This is a genomic window from Streptomyces sp. NBC_01439 (genome assembly GCF_036227605.1).
Taxonomy (GTDB): Bacteria; Actinomycetota; Actinomycetes; order Streptomycetales; family Streptomycetaceae; genus Streptomyces.
This window is the reverse complement of sequence record NZ_CP109487.1, coordinates 6061603-6082892: the sequence shown is the minus strand read 5'-3', so window position 1 is coordinate 6082892 and position 21290 is coordinate 6061603. Positions and strand designations below refer to the sequence as shown.

18 protein-coding genes are annotated in these 21290 nt (G+C 69.4%); 15 read left to right on the top strand and 3 right to left on the bottom strand.

Features of this window, described 5'->3' with window-relative positions; translation table 11 throughout:
• Positions 1-118: 118 nt before the first annotated feature.
• A complete protein-coding gene (locus OG207_RS27515) occupies positions 119-931 on the bottom strand; it encodes a phosphatase (protein WP_329101806.1) in 813 nt (270 codons plus the stop codon).
• Between the two features lie 56 nt (positions 932-987).
• Positions 988-1566: an SACE_7040 family transcriptional regulator gene (locus OG207_RS27510; RefSeq protein ID WP_329101804.1), complete on the bottom strand. Its 579-nt coding sequence runs from the start codon at positions 1564-1566 to the stop codon at positions 988-990.
• A gap of 98 nt (positions 1567-1664) precedes the next feature.
• Here OG207_RS27510 and OG207_RS27505 point away from each other — a divergent pair, with 98 nt between their 5' ends.
• From OG207_RS27505 to OG207_RS27490, 4 genes are read left to right on the top strand one after another with little or no spacing between them, the layout of a single operon-like run.
• Positions 1665-3281 carry a carboxyl transferase domain-containing protein gene (locus OG207_RS27505; RefSeq protein WP_329101803.1) on the top strand — a complete coding sequence of 539 codons (1617 nt, stop codon included), beginning with the start codon at positions 1665-1667 and terminating at the stop codon, positions 3279-3281.
• 24 nt (positions 3282-3305) lie between these two features.
• The gene (locus OG207_RS27500) at positions 3306-5378 is read left to right on the top strand and encodes an acetyl-CoA carboxylase biotin carboxylase subunit (protein ID WP_329101801.1); all 2073 of its coding nucleotides are present in this window, start codon (positions 3306-3308) and stop codon (positions 5376-5378) included.
• An 11-nt stretch (positions 5379-5389) separates the two neighbouring features.
• Entirely contained in the window at positions 5390-6307 is a 918-nt protein-coding gene (locus OG207_RS27495; protein ID WP_329107932.1) for a hydroxymethylglutaryl-CoA lyase, read from the top strand.
• Positions 6308-6314: 7 nt separating this feature from the next.
• Complete coding sequence (locus tag OG207_RS27490) at positions 6315-7475, top strand: acyl-CoA dehydrogenase family protein (RefSeq protein WP_329101799.1); 1161 nt, start codon at positions 6315-6317, stop codon at positions 7473-7475.
• A gap of 67 nt (positions 7476-7542) precedes the next feature.
• Here OG207_RS27490 and OG207_RS27485 read toward each other — a convergent pair whose 3' ends face one another.
• A complete protein-coding gene (locus tag OG207_RS27485) occupies positions 7543-7821 on the bottom strand; it encodes a hypothetical protein (RefSeq protein WP_329101797.1) in 279 nt (92 codons plus the stop codon).
• A gap of 335 nt (positions 7822-8156) precedes the next feature.
• Here OG207_RS27485 and OG207_RS27480 point away from each other — a divergent pair, with 335 nt between their 5' ends.
• The 11 genes from OG207_RS27480 (at position 8157) to OG207_RS27430 (ending at position 21271) form a co-directional block, all read left to right on the top strand.
• Positions 8157-9194 carry an ABC transporter substrate-binding protein gene (locus tag OG207_RS27480; RefSeq protein ID WP_329101795.1) on the top strand — a complete coding sequence of 346 codons (1038 nt, stop codon included), beginning with the start codon at positions 8157-8159 and terminating at the stop codon, positions 9192-9194.
• Between the two features lie 42 nt (positions 9195-9236).
• Positions 9237-10136, top strand: a complete 900-nt coding sequence (locus OG207_RS27475; RefSeq protein ID WP_329101794.1) for a siderophore-interacting protein — start codon at positions 9237-9239, stop codon at positions 10134-10136.
• A gap of 152 nt (positions 10137-10288) precedes the next feature.
• Positions 10289-11782 (top strand): pyridoxal phosphate-dependent decarboxylase family protein, encoded by a 1494-nt coding sequence (locus OG207_RS27470; RefSeq protein WP_329101792.1) that lies wholly within the window; start codon positions 10289-10291, stop codon positions 11780-11782.
• Positions 11766-13064, top strand: coding sequence for a lysine N(6)-hydroxylase/L-ornithine N(5)-oxygenase family protein (locus OG207_RS27465; RefSeq protein WP_329101790.1), 1299 nt, complete (start codon positions 11766-11768; stop codon positions 13062-13064). Before OG207_RS27470 ends, OG207_RS27465 begins: the two co-directional genes overlap by 17 nt.
• Complete coding sequence (locus OG207_RS27460) at positions 13064-13648, top strand: GNAT family N-acetyltransferase (protein ID WP_329101788.1); 585 nt, start codon at positions 13064-13066, stop codon at positions 13646-13648. The genes OG207_RS27465 and OG207_RS27460 overlap by 1 nt, the downstream gene beginning before the upstream one ends.
• Positions 13645-15426, top strand: a complete 1782-nt coding sequence (locus OG207_RS27455; protein ID WP_329101786.1) for an IucA/IucC family protein — start codon at positions 13645-13647, stop codon at positions 15424-15426. Before OG207_RS27460 ends, OG207_RS27455 begins: the two co-directional genes overlap by 4 nt.
• 166 nt (positions 15427-15592) lie before the next feature.
• Positions 15593-16141 carry a hypothetical protein gene (locus OG207_RS27450; RefSeq protein WP_329101784.1) on the top strand — a complete coding sequence of 183 codons (549 nt, stop codon included), beginning with the start codon at positions 15593-15595 and terminating at the stop codon, positions 16139-16141.
• A gap of 276 nt (positions 16142-16417) precedes the next feature.
• On the top strand, positions 16418-17680 hold the full coding sequence (locus OG207_RS27445) for an ATP-grasp domain-containing protein (protein ID WP_329101782.1): 1263 nt from the start codon (positions 16418-16420) through the stop codon (positions 17678-17680).
• Positions 17677-18828, top strand: a complete 1152-nt coding sequence (locus OG207_RS27440) for a hypothetical protein (protein WP_329101780.1) — start codon at positions 17677-17679, stop codon at positions 18826-18828. The genes OG207_RS27445 and OG207_RS27440 overlap by 4 nt, the downstream gene beginning before the upstream one ends.
• Positions 18825-20162, top strand: a complete 1338-nt coding sequence (locus OG207_RS27435) for a hypothetical protein (protein WP_329101778.1) — start codon at positions 18825-18827, stop codon at positions 20160-20162. The genes OG207_RS27440 and OG207_RS27435 overlap by 4 nt, the downstream gene beginning before the upstream one ends.
• Positions 20159-21271 (top strand): class I SAM-dependent methyltransferase, encoded by a 1113-nt coding sequence (locus tag OG207_RS27430; protein WP_329101776.1) that lies wholly within the window; start codon positions 20159-20161, stop codon positions 21269-21271. Before OG207_RS27435 ends, OG207_RS27430 begins: the two co-directional genes overlap by 4 nt.
• Positions 21272-21290: the final 19 nt, after the last annotated feature.

Genomic DNA, 21290 nt, shown 5'->3' with positions numbered 1-21290 from the left:
AGCGGGTCTCGGCTCGCCCCGAGCCTGCGTCCGTCGACATCACTCGTACGCGCCGAGAGGCGACACGCAAGCAGCCCCGGCCGGTATCCCGGCCGGGGCTTCTCCGTGTCTGGTGCGGCTACTCTCCCAGCAGCCCCGCCGCGTCCAGCAGGTACGCCACCATCGGGTCGTAGTAGCGGGGGTCGCGGACGTGGTCGTCGAGGGGGACCGTCACCTGGAGGGTGCCCTCCGCCTCGCCGATGAACAGGGCCGGGTCGTTGCAGTCCGCGTAGCCCACCGCGTCCAGGCCGCGCTGGGCCGCGCAGCCCGCCCAGCCGTGGTCGGCAACCACCAGGTCCGGCAGCGGGCGGCCCTCGGCCGCGAGGCCGTCCAGGATCGCGTTCATCGGCTCCGGCGAGTGGGTGTGCCACAGCGTCGCACCCCGCTCCAGCACCGCGACGTCGGCGAACTGCCACACCGAACCCTCGTCCGCGACCAGGCCCCGGGGGATGACCACGATCTCGCAGCCCGCCGCCCGCAGGGCCGCCGCCGTGGCGCGATGGACGTCCAGGAGGCCGCCCGGGTGGCCGGTGGCGAAGAGCACGCTCTGCCGGTCCGACGCGGCCTTGCGTAGCCGCGCCGCCAGCCGGTCCAGGCCGGCCACGGTCAGCTCGGGGTCGATGGTGTCCTGGCCGAAGCGGAACTCGGGGTCGTCCACGACGCCGCAGCGCTCCGCCATCACCGCGAGCACGTCCTGCTCGTCCGTCCAGCGGTCGCCCAGTTCCAGGCCGAGCCAGTAGTGCCGGTCGCCGTTGGCGAGCTTGCGGTAGTGGCTGAGGTTGTTGTCGCGCGGCGTGGCGACCTGTCCCGCGATCCGCGTGCGGACCAGATGGTCGATGAGTTCGGCGCGGGTGGGTACGGACGTCTCTATCGGCTTCGGCATACGGGCCATTCTGCCGCCGCCGGGGCGGAGGCGGCGCGTCCATTCCGGCCGGCGGACACCCCGGCTCACGTCGACAGCGCCCCGAAGGCCCCGTGGGCCAGGCGGCGCAGCAGTGACTCCGTGGCCTCCCGGCCGAGCGCCCCCAGGTGCGGGGTGGAGTTGAGCAGGCCGAAGACCGCGTGCACGGCGACCCGCACCTCCGCCTCGCCGACCTCCGGGTGCAGTTCCCGCACGACCTCCACCCACAGCTCCACGTACTGGCGCTGGAGCTGCCGTACGAGCTTGCGGTCGGCCTCCCGGAGCCGGTCGAGCTCCCGGTCGTGCAGGGTGATCAGCGCCCGGTCGTCGAGCGCGAAGTCGATGTGGCCGTCGATGAGGGAGGACAGCACCCGGGCCGGTTCGCCCGCCGCCTCCGCCACGCGGTGCCGGCCGCCGGTCAGCAGCCGCTCGCTGATGCCGACGAGCAGCTCGGCGAGCATGGCGTCCTTGCCCGCGAAGTGCCGGTACAGGCCGGGGCCGCTGATGCCCACCGCGGCCCCTATCTCGTCGACGCCCACGCCGTGGAACCCACGCGCGGCGAAGAGGCGAGCGGCCTCACTGAGGATCTGCTCACGACGGGTGGGGGCGGCCGCTCTGGTGCTCATGGGAAACCATTCTAGACAGGGCCGTTAGCGGTCGTTAACCTGAGTCCACAAGCGTTAACGCTCATTAACCGCGTGGAACGAGCAAGGGAGCTCGACCGATGCAGCAGGCACCAGTGCTGACGAGCGCCGCGGACCCGGCGTCCGAGGCCTGGCGGACCAACGAGGCCGCCCACCGCGAGCTGACCGAGGGCCTGCGCGCCCGGCTCGACGCGGCCCGGCTCGGCGGCGGCGAGAAGGCCCGCGCCCGCCACACCGCCCGCGGGAAGCTCCTCCCGCGCGACCGCGTGGACGCCCTCCTCGATCCGGGATCGCCCTTCCTGGAGCTGGCCCCGCTGGCCGCCGAGGGGATGTACGGGGGCGCCGCCCCCGCCGCCGGGGTCATCGCGGGCATCGGCCGGGTCAGCGGCCGCGAGTGCGTGATCGTCGCGAACGACGCCACCGTCAAGGGCGGCACGTACTACCCGATGACCGTCAAGAAGCACCTGCGCGCCCAGGAGGTGGCCCTGGAGAATCGTCTCCCCTGCCTCTACCTGGTCGACTCCGGCGGCGCCTTCCTGCCGATGCAGGACGAGGTCTTCCCCGACCGGGAGCACTTCGGCCGCATCTTCTACAACCAGGCCCGCATGTCGGGCGCCGGCATCCCGCAGATCGCCGCCGTCCTCGGCTCCTGCACCGCCGGCGGTGCCTACGTACCGGCCATGAGCGACGAGGCCGTCATCGTCCGCAACCAGGGCACGATCTTCCTGGGCGGCCCGCCGCTGGTGAAGGCCGCCACCGGTGAGGTGGTCACGGCCGAGGAGCTCGGCGGCGGCGAGGTCCACTCCCGGGTCTCCGGCGTGACCGACCACCTCGCGGAGGACGACGCGCACGCGCTGCGGATCGTACGGAACATCGTGGCGACCCTGCCCGAGCGCGGGGCCCTGCCCTGGTCGGTCGAGGCGCCGGAAGAGCCCAAGGTGGACCCGTACGGGCTGTACGGCGCGGTCCCCGTCGACTCGCGCACCCCGTACGACGCCCGCGAGATCATCGCGCGGATCGTGGACGGCTCCCGCTTCCAGGAGTTCAAGTCCGAGTTCGGCCAGACGCTGGTCACCGGCTTCGCCCGGATCCACGGACACCCGGTCGGGATCATCGCCAACAACGGCATCCTGTTCGCCGAGTCCGCGCAGAAGGGCGCGCACTTCATCGAGCTGTGCGACCAGCGCGGCATCCCGCTCCTCTTCCTCCAGAACATCTCCGGCTTCATGGTCGGCAAGGACTACGAGGCCGGCGGCATCGCCAAGCACGGAGCCAAGATGGTGACGGCGGTGGCCTGCACCCGGGTGCCGAAGCTGACGGTGGTGGTCGGCGGCTCGTACGGCGCCGGCAACTACTCGATGTGCGGCCGGGCGTACTCGCCCCGCTTCCTGTGGATGTGGCCCAACGCCAAGATCTCGGTGATGGGCGGGGAGCAGGCGGCCTCGGTGCTCGCGACGGTCAAGCGCGACCAGATCGAGGGCGCGGGCCAGGAGTGGCCCGCCGAGGACGAGGAGGCCTTCAAGGCCCCGGTCCGCGCGCAGTACGAGGAGCAGGGCAACGCCTACTACGCCACGGCGCGGCTGTGGGACGACGGGGTCATCGACCCGATGGAAACCCGGCAGGTGCTGGGACTGGCCCTGACCGCGTGCGCGAACGCCCCGCTGGGCGACTCGGGCTTCGGCATCTTCCGTATGTGACGTTGTGACGTGAGGACCTCACTGATGTTCAGCACTGTTCTGGTCGCGAACCGGGGCGAGATCGCGGTCCGGGTCATCCGCACCCTGCGGCAGCTCGGCATCCGCTCCGTGGCCGTCTTCAGCGACGCCGACGCGGACGCCCGCCACGTCCGGGAGGCCGACACGGCCGTCCGGATCGGCCCGGCCGCGGCCGCCGAGAGCTACCTGTCGGTCGAGCGGCTCCTGGATGCCGCAAAGCGGACCGGCGCCGAGGCCGTCCACCCCGGCTACGGCTTCCTCGCCGAGAATGCGGCCTTCGCGCAGGCCTGCGCCGACGCCGGCCTCGTCTTCATCGGGCCGCCGGCCGGCGCCATCAACCTGATGGGCGACAAGATCCGCGCCAAGGAGACCGTGAAGGCGGCGGGCGTGCCCGTGGTCCCGGGCTCCTCGGGCAGCGGCCTGACCGACGCGGAACTGGTCGCGGCGGCCGCGGAGATCGGCATGCCGGTGCTGCTGAAGCCCTCGGCGGGCGGCGGTGGCAAGGGCATGCGGCTGGTGCGCGACGAAGCGGTGCTGGCCGAGGAGATCGCGGCGGCCCGCCGCGAGGCGAGGTCCTCCTTCGGCGACGACACCCTGCTGGTCGAGCGATGGGTGGACCGGCCGCGGCACATCGAGATCCAGGTGCTGGCGGACGCCCACGGGAACGTGGTGCACCTCGGCGAGCGCGAGTGCTCGCTGCAGCGCCGGCACCAGAAGGTGATCGAGGAGGCCCCGTCGGTCCTGCTCGACGAGAAGACCCGGGCGGCGATGGGTGCGGCGGCCGTCGACGCGGCCCGCTCCTGCGGATACGTCGGCGCGGGCACGGTGGAGTTCATCGTGCCGGGCGGCGACCCCTCCTCGTACTACTTCATGGAGATGAACACCCGCCTCCAGGTCGAGCACCCGGTGACGGAGCTGATCACCGGGCTGGACCTGGTGGAGCAGCAGATCAAGGTGGCCGCGGGCGCCGCGCTGGACTTCGACCAGTCCGAGGTGACGCTGACCGGGCACGCCATCGAGGCCCGCGTCTGCGCGGAGGACCCGGCGCGCGGCTTCCTGCCGTCCGGCGGCACGGTGCTGGCCCTGTCGGAGCCGTCGGGCGGTGCGGTGCGCACCGACTCCGGGCTGACGGCGGGCGTTCCGGTGGGCTCGACGTACGACCCGATGCTGTCGAAGGTCATCGTCCACGGCCCGGACCGGGCCACCGCGCTGCGCATGCTGCGCGGGGCCCTGGCCGACACGGTGATCCTGGGCGTGCAGACCAACGCCGGTTTCCTGCGCCGCCTGCTGGCCCACCCGGACGTGGTGTCCGGCGACCTGGACACCGGCCTGGTGGAGCGGGACCTGCCGTCCCTCCTGCCGGAGGGGGTCCCGGACGAGGTGTACGCCACAGCGGCCCTGCTGGCGCAGGGTCCCCGGGCTCTGCCCGGACCCGGTCCTCAAACGCCGGACGGGCTGGGTAGGTGGGTCGACCCCTTCGACGCCGGTGACGGCTGGCGCCTGGGCGGCACGCCTGCGTGGACGGTCCACCACTTCCGCCTCCCGGGCCAGGATGCCGTGGAGGTCCGTAGCCGGCGTTCCGGCTCCGACACCGAGCTGGCCCTTTCAGCCTCGCCGGCGCTTGAGGCGCGGGGGTCCGGGGGCAGCGCCCCCGGCGCACCGGCCCGCGGCCGGATCGTCGCCCGCACCCCCGACACCGTCACCATTGAACTCGACGGCGTCACGCACCGCTTCAGCCACGCCGCCTCCCCGGAGGGGACCTGGCTCGGGCGCGACGCCGACTCCTGGCACGTGCAGGCGTACGACCCCGTCGCGGCCAACCTCGGCGGCGGCGGGCGCAGCGGCGCGGACACCCTCGCCGCCCCCATGCCCGGCACCGTCACGGTCGTCAAGGTGGCCGTGGGCGACAAGGTGACCGCCGGGCAGAGCCTGCTCGTCGTCGAGGCCATGAAGATGGAGCACGTCATCTCCGCCCCGCACGCCGGCACCGTCACCGAGCTGGACGTGACCCCCGGCACCACGGTCGCCATGGACCAGGTCCTGGCCGTCGTCACGCCGGACGAGGAGGGGGTCGCGTGATCGGGCTGCCCATGAACGTCCCGGCCCCCGGCCTCCCGGCCCGGGTCCGCATCCACGAGGTCGGCGCCCGCGACGGCCTGCAGAACGAGAAGTCGGCCGTGCCCACGGGGGTCAAGGCGGAGTTCATCCGCCGCCTCGCCGCCGCCGGGCTGACGACCATCGAGGCGACCAGCTTCGTGCACCCCAAGTGGGTGCCCCAGCTGGCCGACGCGGAGGAGCTGTTCCCGCAGCTCGCCGGCATCGACGCGGATCTGCCCGTCCTCGTCCCCAACGAACGCGGCCTCGACCGCGCGCTCGCCCTCGGGGCCACCCGGATCGCCGTCTTCGGCTCGGCCACCGAGACCTTCGCCTCCCGCAACCTCAACCGCACCGTCGCCGAGTCCCTCGCCATGTTCGAGCCCGTCGTGGCCCGGGCCAAGGAGGGCGACGCGCACGTGCGCGGCTACCTCTCGATGTGCTTCGGCGACCCTTGGGAGGGCGCCGTCCCGGTCCACCAGGTCGTCTCCGTCGCCAAGGCCCTGCTGGACCTCGGCTGTGACGAGCTGAGCGTCGGCGACACGATCGGCGTGGCCACGCCGGGCCATGTCCAGGCCCTGCTGGCCGCGTTGAACGAGGCCGGCGTGACGACCGACCGCATCGGCGTGCACTTCCACGACACCTACGGCCAGGCCCTGTCGAACACCCTCGCCGCGCTCCAGCACGGCGTGAGCACCGTCGACGCCTCCGCAGGCGGCCTCGGCGGATGCCCGTACGCGAAGAGCGCCACCGGCAACCTCGCGACCGAGGACCTGGTGTGGATGCTCGACGGCCTAGGCATCGAGACCGGGGTCGACCTGGCCGCCCTCACCGCCACGAGCGTGTGGATGGCCGAACAACTGGGCCGTCCCAGCCCTTCCCGTACCGTCCGCGCCCTCTCCCACAAGGAGTAGTCACACCATGTCCCTCGACCACCGGCTCACCCCTGAGCACGAGGAACTCCGCCGCACCGTGGAGGCGTTCGCGCACGACGTCGTCGCCCCGAAGATCGGCGACCTGTACGAGCGGCACGAGTTCCCCTACGAGATCGTCGCCGAGATGGGCCGCATGGGCCTGTTCGGCCTGCCCTTCCCGGAGGAGTACGGCGGCATGGGCGGGGACTACCTCGCCCTCGGCATCGCCCTGGAGGAGCTGGCCCGCGTCGACTCCTCGGTCGCCATCACCCTGGAGGCCGGGGTCTCCCTCGGCGCCATGCCGATCTACCTCTTCGGCTCCGAGGAGCAGAAGCGCGAGTGGCTGCCGAAGATGTGCTCCGGCGAGATCCTCGGCGCCTTCGGCCTGACGGAGCCCGGTGCCGGCTCCGACGCGGGCGGCACCCGCACCACCGCCGTCAAGGACGGCGACGAGTGGGTCATCAACGGCTCGAAGTGCTTCATCACCAACTCCGGTACGGACATCACCGGCTTGGTGACCGTCACGGCCGTGACGGGCCGCAAGGCGGACGGCCGCCCGGATATCTCCTCGATCATCGTCCCGTCCGGCACCCCGGGCTTCACGGTGGCCGCGCCGTACTCCAAGGTGGGCTGGAACTCCTCGGACACCCGTGAGCTGTCCTTCGACGGCGTCCGGGTCCCGCTGGCCAACCTGGTGGGCCAGGAGGGCCGCGGCTACGCGCAGTTCCTGCGGATCCTCGACGAGGGCCGGATCGCCATCTCCGCGCTCGCGACCGGTCTCGCGCAGGGGTGTGTGGACGAGTCGGTGAAGTACGCGAAGGAGCGGCACGCCTTCGGCAAGGCGATCGGCGACAACCAGGCCATCCAGTTCAAGCTGGCCGACATGGAGATGCGCGCCCACATGGCCCGCATCGGCTGGCGCGACGCGGCGTCGCGACTGGTGGCCGGGGAGCCGTTCAAGAAGGAGGCGGCGATCGCGAAGCTGTACTCCTCGACGGTCGCCGTCGACAACGCCCGCGAGGCGACGCAGATCCACGGCGGCTACGGCTTCATGAACGAGTACCCGGTGGCCCGGATGTGGCGGGACTCCAAGATCCTGGAGATCGGTGAGGGCACGAGCGAGGTCCAGCGCATGCTGATCGCGCGCGAGCTGGGCTTCGCCGGCTGAGGCACCCGATGACGACGTCCGGCGCGGGCCGCGTGCCCGCGCCGGACTTCGGCATGTCCGCGAGCGGTCAGGAGAAGATGATGAGCGCGGCCGTGGGAACCAGGGTCACCAGGGCGCACAACGGCCAGTAGACCCGGGCGGCCGCCGTGTTCCACCGCCGCGTGAAGTCGTTGGCGAGCCACCACAGCAGTCCGAACGCGGTCACGACCGGCACCACGATCACCAGCCAGAGCAGCATGCCGTCGTTCTCCGTGGGCTCCCGCTGGGTCCAACCGAGTTCGGCGAGCGGCCCGTTGACGGCCAGGTACCAAAGGAGCCAGACCGGCACGACAGCCGGCACTCCCATCAGCAGGTTCACTCCTGCGGTTATCCACCACTTCCTTCGCATGGGCTCAGTATTCACACGCATGATCGGATTCCGTGGATGACGGGCGGGGTCCGGTCGCGGCCACGGGTGGGCGGAGCCCGACGCGGGCCGATCCCCCTCGCCCGCTCGCAGAGTCCCCCAACTCGAGCCTCACTACGGGCGATACGGGGGCCGGCCGGTCGGGCCGGATTCCAGGATGGTGATCCACCTCACGATCGGACCTTCCCCCAGCTCTGGACATACTCTTAGGTTAGGCTAACCTTCTCACCGAACGGCCGAGCGGCCACCCTGCACGCACGAAAGCGGACATCGACATGCCCAAGTCCCGAACCTCCTCCTTCACCCGTCGCGGCTTCGTCGCGGCAGGTGGCGCCCTCGGCCTCGTAGCGGTCCTCGCCGCGTGCGGCGGCACCGACTCGGCGAAGGGCGACGGCAGCAAGGACAACGGCGCCACGGCGTCCGCCGCCTGGACCTTCAAGGACGACCTCGGCAAGGACGTCACCACCAAGGCCAAGCCGAAGAACATCGTCGGCTTCACCGGCACCGCCGCCGCGCTCCACGACTACGGCATCCCGGTCAAGGGCGTGTTCGGCCCGACCACGACCGCCGACGGCAAGCCCGACGTCCAGGCCGGTTCGCTCGACGTCACCAAGGTCGAGATCCTCGGCAACGTCTTCGACCAGTTCAACGTCGAGAAGTACGCCTCCCTCCAGCCCGACCTGCTGGTCACCAACACCTGGGACGGCACCTACTGGTACGTCCCCGAGGCCTCCAAGGACAAGATCCTCTCGCTGGCCCCGGCCGCCGCCGTCTCCGTGGGTGGCGACACCACGATGCCCAAGGCCCTGGAGCGCACGGCCGAGCTGGCCAAGTCCCTGGGCGCCGACCTGGGTGCCAAGAACGTCGTCGACTCCAAGGCGCGCTTCGAGGCCGCCGCCGCCAAGGTCCGCGAGGCCACCAAGGCGAACCCCGGCGTCAAGGTGCTCGCCGGCTCCGGCGCCGACGCCCTCTTCTACGCCTCCACCCCGGACACCGCGGCCGACCTGAAGTACTTCAAGGAGCTCGGCGTCGAGTTCATCACCCCGGAGAAGCTGGACGAGGCCGGCTTCTTCGAGGCGCTCAGCTGGGAGAACGCCGGCAAGTACAAGGCCGACGTCATCCTGCTCGACAACCGCACCGGCACCCTGCAGCCCGAGCAGCTGAAGGCCAAGCCGACCTGGAACGAGCTGCCCGCCGTCAAGGCCGGTCAGGTCGTCCCGCGCGTGACCGAGCCGATCTTCTCGTACGACAAGTGCGCGCAGATCCTGGAAGACCTCGCGAAGTCCATCCAGAACGCCAAGAAGCTCGGCTGACCGCCTTCCACTCCGGCTGATTCCCAGGGGGGACCTCTCCGCATGACCGCCACCGCATCCGACGCCCCGGCCGTCGCACACTTCCGGTTCTTCGAGCTCGAAGTGGTCCGCACGCGCCGTCTGGGCCACTCGTTCCTGCGGGTCACGTTCGGCGGGGAGTCCCTCGCGGGCTTCCGCTCGGGCGGCTTCGACCAGAGCCTGTCGCTCTTCCTGCCCGCGTCCGGCCAGGAGCACACGGTGCTCCCGTCCACGGACGAGGACACCTGGTTCGCCGCCTGGCGCGCAATGCCGGAGGAGGAGCGGCCGGTGATGCGCTCCTACACGGTGCGCGAGCAGCGCCGCACGCCCGAGGGCGCGGACGAGGTCGACATCGACTTCGTCCTCCACGGGGACTCCAGCCCGGCGTCCCGCTGGGCAGGGCGGGCGGCGGTCGGCCGGCGGATCATGGCGATCGGACCGGCCGTCGCGGAGAACAAGTCCGTACGCTTCCAGCCGCCGGCCGACACCGACGAGATCTGGATGTACGCGGACGAGACCGCCCTGCCGGCCGCGGCCGCGATCCTGGACCGGCTGCCCGCCGGAACCCGGGTCCGGGCCTGGTTCGAGGTCCCGCACGAGGACGACCGGCTCGAACTCCGGGCGCCCGCCGACGCGGACGTCACCTGGATCGTGCGCGAGAGCGACGGCCGGGAGCGGACGGAGCAGGTGCTGAGCGCGCTGCGCGCGGCCGGACCCGTCACCGGTGAAGCCCCGTACGCCTGGTTGGCGGGCGAGGCCGGCACGATCCGCGCGGTCCGCCGCCACGTCGTGCAGGAACGATCCATCGACCGCCGTGCCGTGCGCTTCACCGGCTACTGGCGACTCGGCGCGAGCGAGGAACAGCTCCTCGCCGAGGCGTACGCGGGCAAGGCCCCGAGCGAGGACCCCGCGTCCGAGCTGTAGTCAGCTTCCTTACCCCATAGAGCAGTTGCGATGGGCCCTGGCTTTTCAGCCAGGGCCCATCTGCGTTTGGCGAAATACTAAGGTTAGGCTAACCTAATCCTCGCACGCCACACCCCACACCCCATCTCCATCCCCTGCCCGGAGGAAAGTTGATGCGCTCGCATCTGCTGAACGAGACGACCGCGGACCTCTACCGGCGCTCCGTCACCGAGGGCGTCGACCGCGTCGCCGCCAAACTCGCCACCACGCAGCGGCCCCACACCGGTATATCCGTCGACGAGCTCGCCCCGGTCATCAACGGGATCGACCTGGACAAGCCGCTCGCCGACGCGGCCGCCGTCCTGGACGAGCTGGAAGACGTCTACCTGCGCGACGCGGTGTACTTCCACCACCCGCGCTACCTGGGCCACCTCAACTGCCCGGTCGTCATCCCCGCCGTGCTCGGCGAGGCGATCCTCTCGGCCGTCAACTCCTCGCTCGACACCTGGGACCAGTCCATCGGCGGCACGCTCATCGAGCGCCGCCTCATCGACTGGACCACCGAGCGCATCGGCCTCGGCCCCGCCGCGGACGGCATCTTCACCTCCGGCGGCAGCCAGTCCAACTTCCACGCGCTGCTCCTCGCCCGTGACGAGGCCTGCCGCCTCGTCATGAAGAAGGCGCTCGACGAGGGCCGCGAGCTCACCAAGGCCGAGCTCCTGCCGAAGCTGCGCATCTTCACCTCCGAGGCCAGCCACTTCAGCGTCCAGAAGTCGGCCGCCATGCTCGGACTCGGCTACGAGGCCGTCATCTCCGTCCCGGTCGACCGCAACCGCCGGATGGACACCGCGGTGCTCGCCCTGGAACTGGAGGAGTGCGCCTCCGAGGGCCTCTTCCCGATGGCCGTCGTCGCCACCGCCGGCACCACCGACTTCGGGTCCATCGACCCGCTCCCCGAGATCGCCCGCCTGGCCGACGAGCACTCCGCGTGGATGCACGTGGACGCCGCCTACGGCTGCGGGCTGCTGGCCTCCCCGACCCGCCGCCACCTCCTCGACGGCATCGAGCGCGCCGACTCGGTCACGGTCGACTACCACAAGTCGTTCTTCCAGCCGGTCAGCTCCAGCGCCATGCTGGTGCGCGATCGCGACACCCTCAAGCACGCCACGTACCACGCGGACTACCTCAACCCGCGCCGCATGGCCGAAGAGCGCATCCCCAACCAGGTCGACAAGTCCATCCAGACCACGCGCCGGTTCGACGCGCTCAAGCTCTGGGTGACCCTGCGCGTCATGGGCGCCGACGGCGTCGGCTCGCTCTTCGACGAGGTCATCGACCTGGCCGCGGCCGGCTGGGACGTCATCGACGCCGACCCGCGCTACGAGGTCGTCGTCAAGCCGACGATCTCCACCCTCGTCTTCCGCTACGTACCGCAGGGCGAGGACGTCCGCGCCGACCTGGTCGACGAGGCCAACCTGCACGCCCGCAAGGCCCTGTTCGCCTCCGGTGAGGCCGTCGTCGCCGGCACCAAGGTGGACGGCAAGCAGTACCTGAAGTTCACCCTCCTCAACCCGCAGACCACGACGGCCGACATCGCGGCCGTCCTCGACCTTCTCGCCGCACATGCCGAGCAGTTCCTGGGAGAATCCCTTGCCCTCCACCGCTAAGACCCACGACTTCATCGGCATCGGCGTCGGTCCGTTCAACCTCGGACTCGCCTGCCTGACCGCCCCGCTCGACGAGATCGACGGTCTCTTCATCGAGTCGAAGCCGCACTTCGAGTGGCACGCCGGGATGTTCCTGGACGGCGCCCACCTGCAGACGCCCTTCATGTCGGACCTGGTCACGCTCGCCGACCCGACCTCGCCCTTCTCCTTCCTGAACTACCTGAAGGACAAGGACCGGCTGTACTCCTTCTACATCCGGGAGAACTTCTACCCGCTGCGGGCCGAGTACAACGACTACTGCCGCTGGGCCGCCGACCGCCTCGACAACGTCCAGTGGTCCACCTCGGTCACCGAGGTCACCTACGACGAGCAGGCCGGCCTGTACGAGGTCCACACGGACAAGGGCGAGACCCACCGGGCCCCCCGCCTGGTCCTGGGCACCGGCACCCCGCCGCACGTCCCGCCGACCTGCGAGGGCCTGGGCGGCGACTTCCTCCACAACTCCGCCTACATGCAGAACAAGGCGGAGCTGCAGAAGAAGAAGTCGATCACCCTCATCGGCTCCGGCCAGAGCGCGGCCGAGATCTACTACGACCTCCTCGCCGAGATCGACGTCCACGGCTACCAGCTCAACTGGGTCACCCGCTCCCCGCGGTTCTTCCCGCTGGAGTACACGAAGCTGACCCTGGAGATGACCTCCCCCGAGTACGTGGACTACTTCCACGCGCTCCCCGAGGACACCCGGTACCGGCTGGAGACCCAGCAGAAGAACCTCTTCAAGGGCATCGACGGCGACCTGATCAACGACATCTTCGACCTGCTCTACCAGAAGAAGATCAGCATGCCGGGCCAGGTCCCGACCACCCTGCTGACCAACACCTCCCTGAACAGCACCGCGTACGACACCACCACGGGCACGTACACGCTGGGGCTGCGCCAGGAGGAGCAGGAGCGGGACTTCTCCCTCACCTCCGAGGGCCTGGTCCTGGCCACCGGCTACAAGTACACGTTCCCGGAGTTCCTGAACCCGGTGCGGGGCCGCCTGAACTTCGACGGGCACGGCCGTCTCGACGCCGCCCGCAACTACAGCATCGACACCACGGGCCGCGGGGTCTACCTGCAGAACGGCACCACCCACAACCACTCCCTCACCTCGCCCGACCTGGGCATGGCGGCGTACCGGAACGCGTACATCGTCGGCGAGCTCCTCGGCCGCGAGCACTACAAGGTCGAGAAGTCCATCGCGTTCCAGCAGTTCGCCGCCCCGGAAGGCACCCTCTGATGAGCACCACCGAACTCCTCTTCTCCCGCACCGACAAAGAACTCGGCTCCTTCGCCGTGCGCCCCCTGGACCCCTTCGCCGACGCGGAGCTGCTCCACGGCTGGGTCACCCACCCGAAGGCCTCGTTCTGGATGATGCAGGACGCGTCCCTGCCGGACGTCGAGCGCGAGTACATGAGGATCGCCGCCCACGAGCACCACCAGGCCTTCATCGGCCTGCACGAGGGTCGTCCCGCCTTCCTGATGGAGACCTACGACCCGTCCGAGCTGGAGCTGGTCGGCCTCTACGACGCCCAGCCCGGCGACGTCGGCATGCACTTCCTCGTCGCCCCGAGCGACACCCCGCTGCACGGCTTCACCCGCGCCGTCATCACCACGGTGATGGCCGCGGTCTTCGCCGACCCGGCCACCGAACGCGTCGTCGTCGAGCCGGACGTCGCCAACACCGCCGTGCACGCCCTGAACGAGGCCGTCGGCTTCGTGCCGGAGCGCCAGATCACCAAGCCGGAGAAGGAAGCCCTGCTGAGCTTCTGCACCCGCGCCCAGTTCGAGGCCGCCACGGCCGCCCAGGGGGTCTCCATATGAGCCTCGCCGACGCCGTCGCACACCTGAACCCCGAGTTGTGGGCCCGCGCCAACCGCGCCCTGGTCCGCAAGGGCCTCGCGGAGTTCTCCCACGAGCGCCTGCTGACCCCGAAGCCGCTGGGCGAGGGCTCCTACTCGGTCCTCAGCGACGACTCCACCGTGGAGTACCGCTTCAAGGCGGTCCTGCACGCCCTCGACCACTGGTCGGTCGACGAGGCCTCCATCACCCGCCACCGGGACGGCGCCGAGCTGGAGCTGGACGCCCTCGACTTCCACATCGAGCTGCGCGAGACCCTGGGTCTGAGCCCCGAGGTGCTGCCCGTCTACCTGGAGGAGATCTCCTCCACCCTGGCCGGCACCGGCTACAAGTACACGAAGCCCCAGGTCTCCTCCGACGTCCTCGCGAAGTCCTCCTTCCAGGACATCGAGACGGGCATGACCGAGGGCCACCCCTGCTTCGTCGCGAACAACGGCCGGCTCGGCTTCGGCGTGCACGAGTACCTCTCGTACGCCCCGGAGACCGCCAGCCCCGTCCACCTGGTGTGGGTGGCCGCCCGCAAGGACGTCTCCACCTTCACGGCGGGCGCCGGCCTGGACCACGACTCCTTCATGCACGAGGAGCTCGGCGACGAGACCATTGGCGTCTTCGCCGAGCGGATGACCGCGCTGGGCCTGGACCTCGCCGACTTCCACCTCTTCCCGATCCACCCCTGGCAGTGGTGGAACAAGACCACGGTCACCTTCGCGGCCGAAATCGCGAACCACCGCCTGGTGCTGCTGGGCGAGGGCCCGGACGAGTACCTCGCGCAGCAGTCGATCCGCACCTTCTTCAACCAGAGCGCGCCGCGCAAGCACTACGTCAAGACCGCCATCTCGGTCCTGAACATGGGCTTCATGCGGGGCCTGTCGGCCGCGTACATGGAGGCCACCCCGGCCATCAACGACTGGCTGCACCAGCTGATCGAGGGCGACGAGGTCCTGAAGTCCGTGGACTTCTCGATCATCCGCGAGCGCGCGGCGATCGGCTACCACCACCGCCAGTACGAGCGCGCCACCGACCGGTACTCCCCGTACCGCAAGATGCTGGCCGCCCTGTGGCGCGAGTCCCCGGTCAACATGATCGAGGGCGACGAGCGCCTCGCCACGATGGCCTCGCTCCTGCACGTGGACGCCGAGGGCAAGTCCTTCGTCGGCGCGCTGATCGCGGAGTCGGGTCTGACCCCGGCCGAGTGGCTGCGCCACTACCTGCGCGCCTACCTGGTGCCGCTGCTGCACTGCTTCTACCAGTACGACCTCGCGTACATGCCGCACGGCGAGAACACCATCCTCGTCATCGAGGGCGGCCTGGTGAAGCGGGCGATCTTCAAGGACATCGCCGAGGAGATCGTCATCATGGACGCGGACGCGGTGCTGCCGCCCGCGGTCGAGCGGGTCCGGGCGGACATCCCCGAGGACATGAAGCTCCTGTCGATCTTCACCGACGTCTTCGACTGCTTCTTCCGCTTCCTCGGCGCGATCCTGGCGGACGAGGGCGTCTGCGACGAGGACACCTTCTGGCGGGCGGTCGCGGAGTGCGGCCACGAGTACCAGGAGTCGATGCCGCAGCTCGCGGAGCGCTTCCAGCGGTACGACCTGTTCGCCGAGGAGTTCCAGCTGTCCTGCCTGAACCGCCTCCAGCTGCGCAACAACAAGCAGATGGTCGACCTCGCAGACCCGGCGGCGGCCCTCCAGCTGATCGGCAACCTCAAGAACCCCGTCGCGGCCTTCGCCCGGCGGTGAACCCGGGGAGGGGGAGGCATCGATACGGTCCCTCGATGCCTTCCTCTCCCCACCCCCTGTACCGACGGCGTGACCGCGGGGCAACAATGGCCCTCCTCGCGGTCACGCCTTCGTGCGTCCGCCCCCGCGGCCGCAGTTCACGGCCCGAGACCCTCCGGGAGCCCCCGTGCCGTTCCTGATCCGCCCGGACCGTACGGCCGCCCTGCTCCTGTCGGCCGCGCTCGTGGCCGGGGGGCTGTCCGGCTGTTCCTTCCTGTCTCCGTTCAAGACCTGCGAGGGAACCGGGGCCCGGATGAAGGAGCTGGAGTCGCTGCCCCTGCTCGCCTCGCCGCCGCCCGGCGCGACGTCTCCCCGCACCTTCGACGGCGTCTCCTCCGAGTGCGCGGACGACAGCGGCGACGCCTGGCTGTCCGCCGGGCGCACCTACGTGTATCCCGGCACCCGCCAGGAGGTCCTCGACCACTACCGCAGGGCAGCCGAGGCCGACGGCTGGCGGTTCGTGCCCGCCCCGATGTCCGGTCAGGACGCGGGGGGCGCGTGCTTCACGAAGGGCGGGGACGGGCGGGCCCAGGTGCTCACCCTCGACTTCCCTCCCGTGCGCTTCGTCACCGAGTTCTACGGTCCCGAGGCGGCCGCGGAGTTCGCCTCGGGTTCCGGCTTCGAGATATCGGTGGGCTCGGAGGCGGACGGGGCCACGACCTCCTGCTGGTCCTGACCCGGTCCACGACCCGCAGTGGATTTCACGCCATTTTCCGAAAATAATCGTTGGCGCCCTCTCTGGTGCACCGTTATGATCTTGCGGAGAAATTGGGGGGTATGCGCAAGCATTCCCGTGGCGCGCCGGTAGAGGTGGAATGCGAATCGCTGCGAACGACTGCAGTTGACCCTCCCGGCCCACGAATTGATTCACTCATCTCACCCCGATTCCCGGCGGCAATCGTCGAGGGCGGACATCGCAGGTCGGGGCATCCTGGAATATGGCGGGGAATCCATGCAGTTAAAAGAGTACGTACTCCTGCTCGGGGCCGACCAGTATCTTCGCGAACGGGCCTTCTCGGGGGCGAAACAGGCTACCGACATCCCCGTCTGGGCAGCTGCGGAAGATGCCGTACGCAAGCTGAACCGCACCTTCGACAACATGCTGTCAGCCGATCCCACGGACTCGGAATCCCTGCTGAGGGCCATTCGTGCGCACTCCGCCCAGGGCTGGCACCCCAGGATCGTCGTTCCGCTCAACGACTGGACGGTGGATTCGGCGAACACCGTCAACCGCGTCCTGGGGTTGGGCGGACTGGACGCCACGACGGTGACCAACGCCCGGAACAAGCACGCCATGAAGCAGGCCCTCGTGGCCGCCGGCGTCCAGACTCCCCGCTCCCAACTGGTCGAGTCCGAGTCGGAGTTGCTCGAAGCCATCGAGACCATCGGACTGCCCGCGGTCATCAAGCCGTACGACTTCGGCGGCAGCGGCGGCGTCGTCCTGGCCACCACCCGCGAGGAGGCGGTCGCCGGTCTCGCGGCCTCGAAGGCCGTCATCGCGCAGTACGGATCGTCGTTCAACATCCTCGGCGACAAGTACCTCGTCGAGCAGTGCGTCGACTCCGATGACGAGGTGTCCGTCGAGGTCCTCTGCGGGGCCGGCGGTGCACGGGTTCTCGCCGTGACCGAGAAGTACCTGTCCCCTCGACCCTGGTTCGCCGAGATCGCGCACATGGTGCCGAGTCACCGCACCGGAGACGAGGTGCTGACCGACCTCGCCGTACGGGCCTGTGCCGCCCTGGGCATCGACCGGGGTCTCGCCCATGTGGAGATCAAGTTCGATGCGGACGGGACGGCCTGGGTGATCGAAGTCGCCGCCCGGCCCGGCGGCGACGGGATCATGGACCAGGTCGAGCGGGCCTACGCGATCAACCCCTATTGGCTGCACGTCAGCTCGTACCTCGGATCCGACCTCCTCGACGTCGTCGCCGACGCGGTGCCCACCAAGACCTCGGCGATCGCGTTCCTCAAGGCCGCGCCCGGACGGATCCAGAACGTCCTCGACGGGAAGCCGCTGCCGTTCGAGGTGCGGAGCATCAACATCAGCGCCAAGCCCGGCGACCTCTCCCAGGCCGCCAAGAACTGGAGCACCAGGGAGGGCCTCATCGAGCTCGAATGGGACGAGCTCTTCAGCGAGAAGACCTGGCTGCCAGTGACCACGGCCAAGGAGTTGTCCGATCAGATCTTCGCGATCGGAGACACGGTCGACGAGTGAAGCGGTACACCGTCTACTCCGGCTTCTATCGGTTCTTCAACGGAGTGGTGCTGCTGCTCCTCAACTGGCACATCGCCTCCTCGCAGGGGGGAGGCTACGACGCACTCGCCATCGCGACCGCGCTCTCCTTCGTGCCCGCCGTGTTCGTTCCGCCGCTGATCCGCTTCAGCCCGATCGCCGGCGGGGCCAGGATGACCGCCGCAGGGCTCGCCGGAGTCTCCCTGACACTGCTCCTGATCGCGGCCGGCTACGACCACGTGCACGTGCTGGTCGCCCTGAACTTCGTCCTGTGGATCTTCTTCTTCTTCCTGGAGTCGACCTGGGAAGTGTGGTTCAACGACGAGGCGTCCGGGCTCGATGGCTCCACCCTGCGCAAGCACAGCTCGCTGACCATGACCGTCAACCAGGTCGCGCTCATGGTGGGCCCGCTGTTCGCCCCCCTGTTCACACGCGTGATGCGAGCCGAGTGGGTGCTGGTCGTCTGCGCCGTCCTGTTCGCCGGCGTCGCGGCCCTGAGTCTGGGATCACACCGCACCGCGGCCGCCACTGAGGAGTCCCGGAAGGAAGCCCTACCGGAGCGCACGGGCAACCTCAAGGCCCTGTACCTCCTGGCCTTCATGCTCATCTGGCCCGTCCTGGGCACGTTCAACTTCATGCTGCCGTTGCAGGCCCTGGCCCACGACCAAGGCATGCTCACCGTTGGAATCATGGACATGCTTCTCGGTATCGGGATGGCTGTCGCAGGAACCCTCCTCCACCGCCTCACGAAGAACCTGGAAGTGCGTTGGGTTCTGGTGGGAGCCGTCGGCGCCGTGACCGCGGCGATGGCGATCTGGCTCCTCCTCCCGGGCTTCGGGGTGCCGCAGATGGTCGCCATCTTCGCCCTCGGATGGGCCTTCGGCTCCCTGCGGGTGATCCTGCGCGCGGAAGCGGCATCGGTCTTCTCGCCGCGACAGGTCGGTGCGATCGTGGCGAACGCGAACGCCTGCTCCCTCGTACTGCTGGCCGTCGTCCTGGCGGGCGGACGGTTCGTCTCCTCCCAGATCTGGCTGGCTCCGTTCGCACTGACGCTGCTGCTCGTTCTGTCGTTCCACCGAATACGCAAGGCCCAAAGCAGCCGACCCAGCACAACCGAGGTGTACACATGAGCGTTCTCACCGATTCCCGGGGCGTTCCTCATCTTGTCGAACGGCCCTCGGACATGGAGTTCGTCGAGAGCGCGATCATCCAACTGGTCTCGATGAAACTGGACCACGACCGATGTCGTCCGTCCGCCCGGTCCACACCACCCGTGGCAGTCCAACTCGTGCTCGCCGTGGACCTGCTGTGCTCCATGGAGCGCCCGGCGGTCATGGAGGCCGCGACGATCTGCGCCTCCCTCGCCGAGACCGGACCGACCGAGGCGCGGACCAGGGCGATGCTCTCCGCCATCGAATTCTGGACCGCCGGGGATCTGGTCGCCGCCCGGAACGGCTTCCAGACCATCGTCGACGCGCATCCGGGTGATGCCGTGTCGATCTTCACCGTTCACGCGCTGGACTTCTACCTCGGCGACGCACCGCACATGCTCGCGTCGATAGCCGAGACTGTCCCGGCCTTTGCGGCCGATGACCCGGTCATCGGCTACCTGCACGGCCTGCACGGGTTCGCACTCGAGGAGAACGGTCTGATCGACACGGCGATCGAACGCTCGCGCCTCGCACTGGAACTGAACCCCGACGACGTCTACGCGATGCACGCGATGGTGCACTGCCTCTACGAGACGGGGCGCCACGAGGAGGGGGCCCGCTACATCCAGGAGTACATGCGCGGCAGGGACGGCTCGACCCCCATGCGCATCCACATCTGGTGGCACTACGCGTTGTTCGAGCTCTACGCGGACAACATCCAGGACGTACTGGCCTGCTACCGCATCGGCATACGCCGAAAGACGTCACTGCGCTCGGCTGAGGACCTGGACGCCGTCACGCTGCTGTGGCGTCTCGCCCTCGTCAAGCCGTCGCTCGACCTCTCCGCCTACTGGCAGTCGCTCTTCCAGGACTGGAAGCCCTACCTGGAGGAGAACTGGTACCTCTTCAACGACTTCCACGCCTACATCACCTACTGCCAGGTCGGAGAGTACGGCCGTGCCGACTCCCTCCTGGAGGCGGTCCGAGCGCGCGGCAAGGAAGTGCCCGAGGAAATGGTCGACATATTCCTCGGGTTCCGGTCCTTCACGACCGGCGACTACGCCGATGCCGCGGCCCGACTGGCCAGATCCTTCCAGCGGTCCTTCCCGATGGGCGGCAGCAACGCCCAGCGCGACGTCATCGAACTCACCGGGATCGAAGCCGCCCTTCGCTCCCACGACCACGAGGTCGCACAACACTTTCGCGACTCCGGCAGGATCTTCCGCCATCGAAGCCCCGTACTCCAGGAGTACGAAGCCCGTCTGGCGGCTCTGCGCACATCCGAGAACCACACACAGGGGGAACACACATGAGTCTCTACCGAGCGATCCTCGACGAAACGGCACCCGACGGTCTGAACCTGACCGAGATCAAACTCGCCGACACCGCCACCGTGTGGCAGCTGGACGGCTCGGCCGGCTTCGCCGCCAAGGTGACCCGGGGACGAGCAGCCATATTCACCTGTGAGAAGGCCGGCGCCCTGACACTGGACGCACTGAAAGAGTGTTGTTCGCCCTTCGGCGTCGGCGAAGCGGTCGAGTGCGACGAGTCCCAGTACCTTCTGGCGATCGGGCTGCTCGACGACACCGTGCTCACGGTGCTGGGTGCGGATGCGGACCTCACCGTCTCACCGGTGGAGTTCTCGCCCACCACCGACGACGTACGGAGCATCGTCGCCACGATCGGCGACTACTACTTCGGCTACGAAGACCGCTACCGGACCGTGTACGAGAACGGCGCCCAGTTGTGGGAGTCGGAGGATCCCAACGCCTCGCTCCTCCAGATGATCGACGAACGCCCGGACCTCTTCTCCGGACAGATCATCGACCTGGGATGCGGCGAAGGCCGCGACTCCTTGTACCTGCTGTCGCAGGGACACGACGTCGTCTCGGTCGACGTGTCGCACTCCGCTCTGGCCCGCGCGCGCGAGCGGGCCGCCGCCGCGAACCTGGATGCCTCCGGGTTCGTGGAGCGCGACGTCATCCATCTGCGCGGCTTCGACGACAACGCCTTCGATCTCGCCATGAACATGGGCTGCCTGCACATGCTCGTCGAGGAGGAGCAGCGCGCACAGCACATCTCCCGCGTCCACGACATCCTTCGCCCGGGCGGCCACTTCATCGTGGACCACTGCGCGAGCGAATGGGGGAAGGGCTTCTTCTCCATTCCGGACTACACGGAGATAGCCGGCGACCTCGTTCCGGGGAACGTGATCTCCAGGAGGATTCGGGTCGCGGACTCCGAGAAGGAGATCGGCCTGGAGGTGCTGCCCTTCTCGGAACGGTCCGGTGGCGCCCTGGCCGAGGAGATCACTCGGCACGGCTTCGACCTGGTGAGCAGTACGCACACCAACACCGAGGCGTTCGGATCTTCGACGATGCTCCTGTTCCGGAAGCCGGCGGGCGGGAAGCAGACTTCCTGACCCGGCTCCGGTCGCCCGC

Bases quoted from the DNA above. Each gene is read 5' to 3' on its own strand.
- OG207_RS27495 (WP_329107932.1), top strand. From the start codon at position 5,390: ATGAACGTCCCGGCCCCCGGCCTCCCGGCCCGGGTCCGCATCCACGAG.
- OG207_RS27435 (WP_329101778.1), top strand. From the start codon at position 18,825: ATGAGCGTTCTCACCGATTCCCGGGGCGTTCCTCATCTTGTCGAACGG.
- OG207_RS27515 (WP_329101806.1), bottom strand. From the start codon at position 931: ATGGCCCGTATGCCGAAGCCGATAGAGACGTCCGTACCCACCCGCGCC.
- OG207_RS27500 (WP_329101801.1), top strand. From the start codon at position 3,306: ATGTTCAGCACTGTTCTGGTCGCGAACCGGGGCGAGATCGCGGTCCGG.
- OG207_RS27470 (WP_329101792.1), top strand. From the start codon at position 10,289: ATGCGCTCGCATCTGCTGAACGAGACGACCGCGGACCTCTACCGGCGC.
- OG207_RS27490 (WP_329101799.1), top strand. From the start codon at position 6,315: ATGTCCCTCGACCACCGGCTCACCCCTGAGCACGAGGAACTCCGCCGC.
- OG207_RS27475 (WP_329101794.1), top strand. From the start codon at position 9,237: ATGACCGCCACCGCATCCGACGCCCCGGCCGTCGCACACTTCCGGTTC.
- OG207_RS27455 (WP_329101786.1), top strand. From the start codon at position 13,645: ATGAGCCTCGCCGACGCCGTCGCACACCTGAACCCCGAGTTGTGGGCC.
- OG207_RS27460 (WP_329101788.1), top strand. From the start codon at position 13,064: ATGAGCACCACCGAACTCCTCTTCTCCCGCACCGACAAAGAACTCGGC.
- OG207_RS27505 (WP_329101803.1), top strand. From the start codon at position 1,665: ATGCAGCAGGCACCAGTGCTGACGAGCGCCGCGGACCCGGCGTCCGAG.
- OG207_RS27510 (WP_329101804.1), bottom strand. From the start codon at position 1,566: ATGAGCACCAGAGCGGCCGCCCCCACCCGTCGTGAGCAGATCCTCAGT.
- OG207_RS27430 (WP_329101776.1), top strand. From the start codon at position 20,159: ATGAGTCTCTACCGAGCGATCCTCGACGAAACGGCACCCGACGGTCTG.
- OG207_RS27445 (WP_329101782.1), top strand. From the start codon at position 16,418: ATGCAGTTAAAAGAGTACGTACTCCTGCTCGGGGCCGACCAGTATCTT.
- OG207_RS27480 (WP_329101795.1), top strand. From the start codon at position 8,157: ATGCCCAAGTCCCGAACCTCCTCCTTCACCCGTCGCGGCTTCGTCGCG.
- OG207_RS27485 (WP_329101797.1), bottom strand. From the start codon at position 7,821: ATGGGAGTGCCGGCTGTCGTGCCGGTCTGGCTCCTTTGGTACCTGGCC.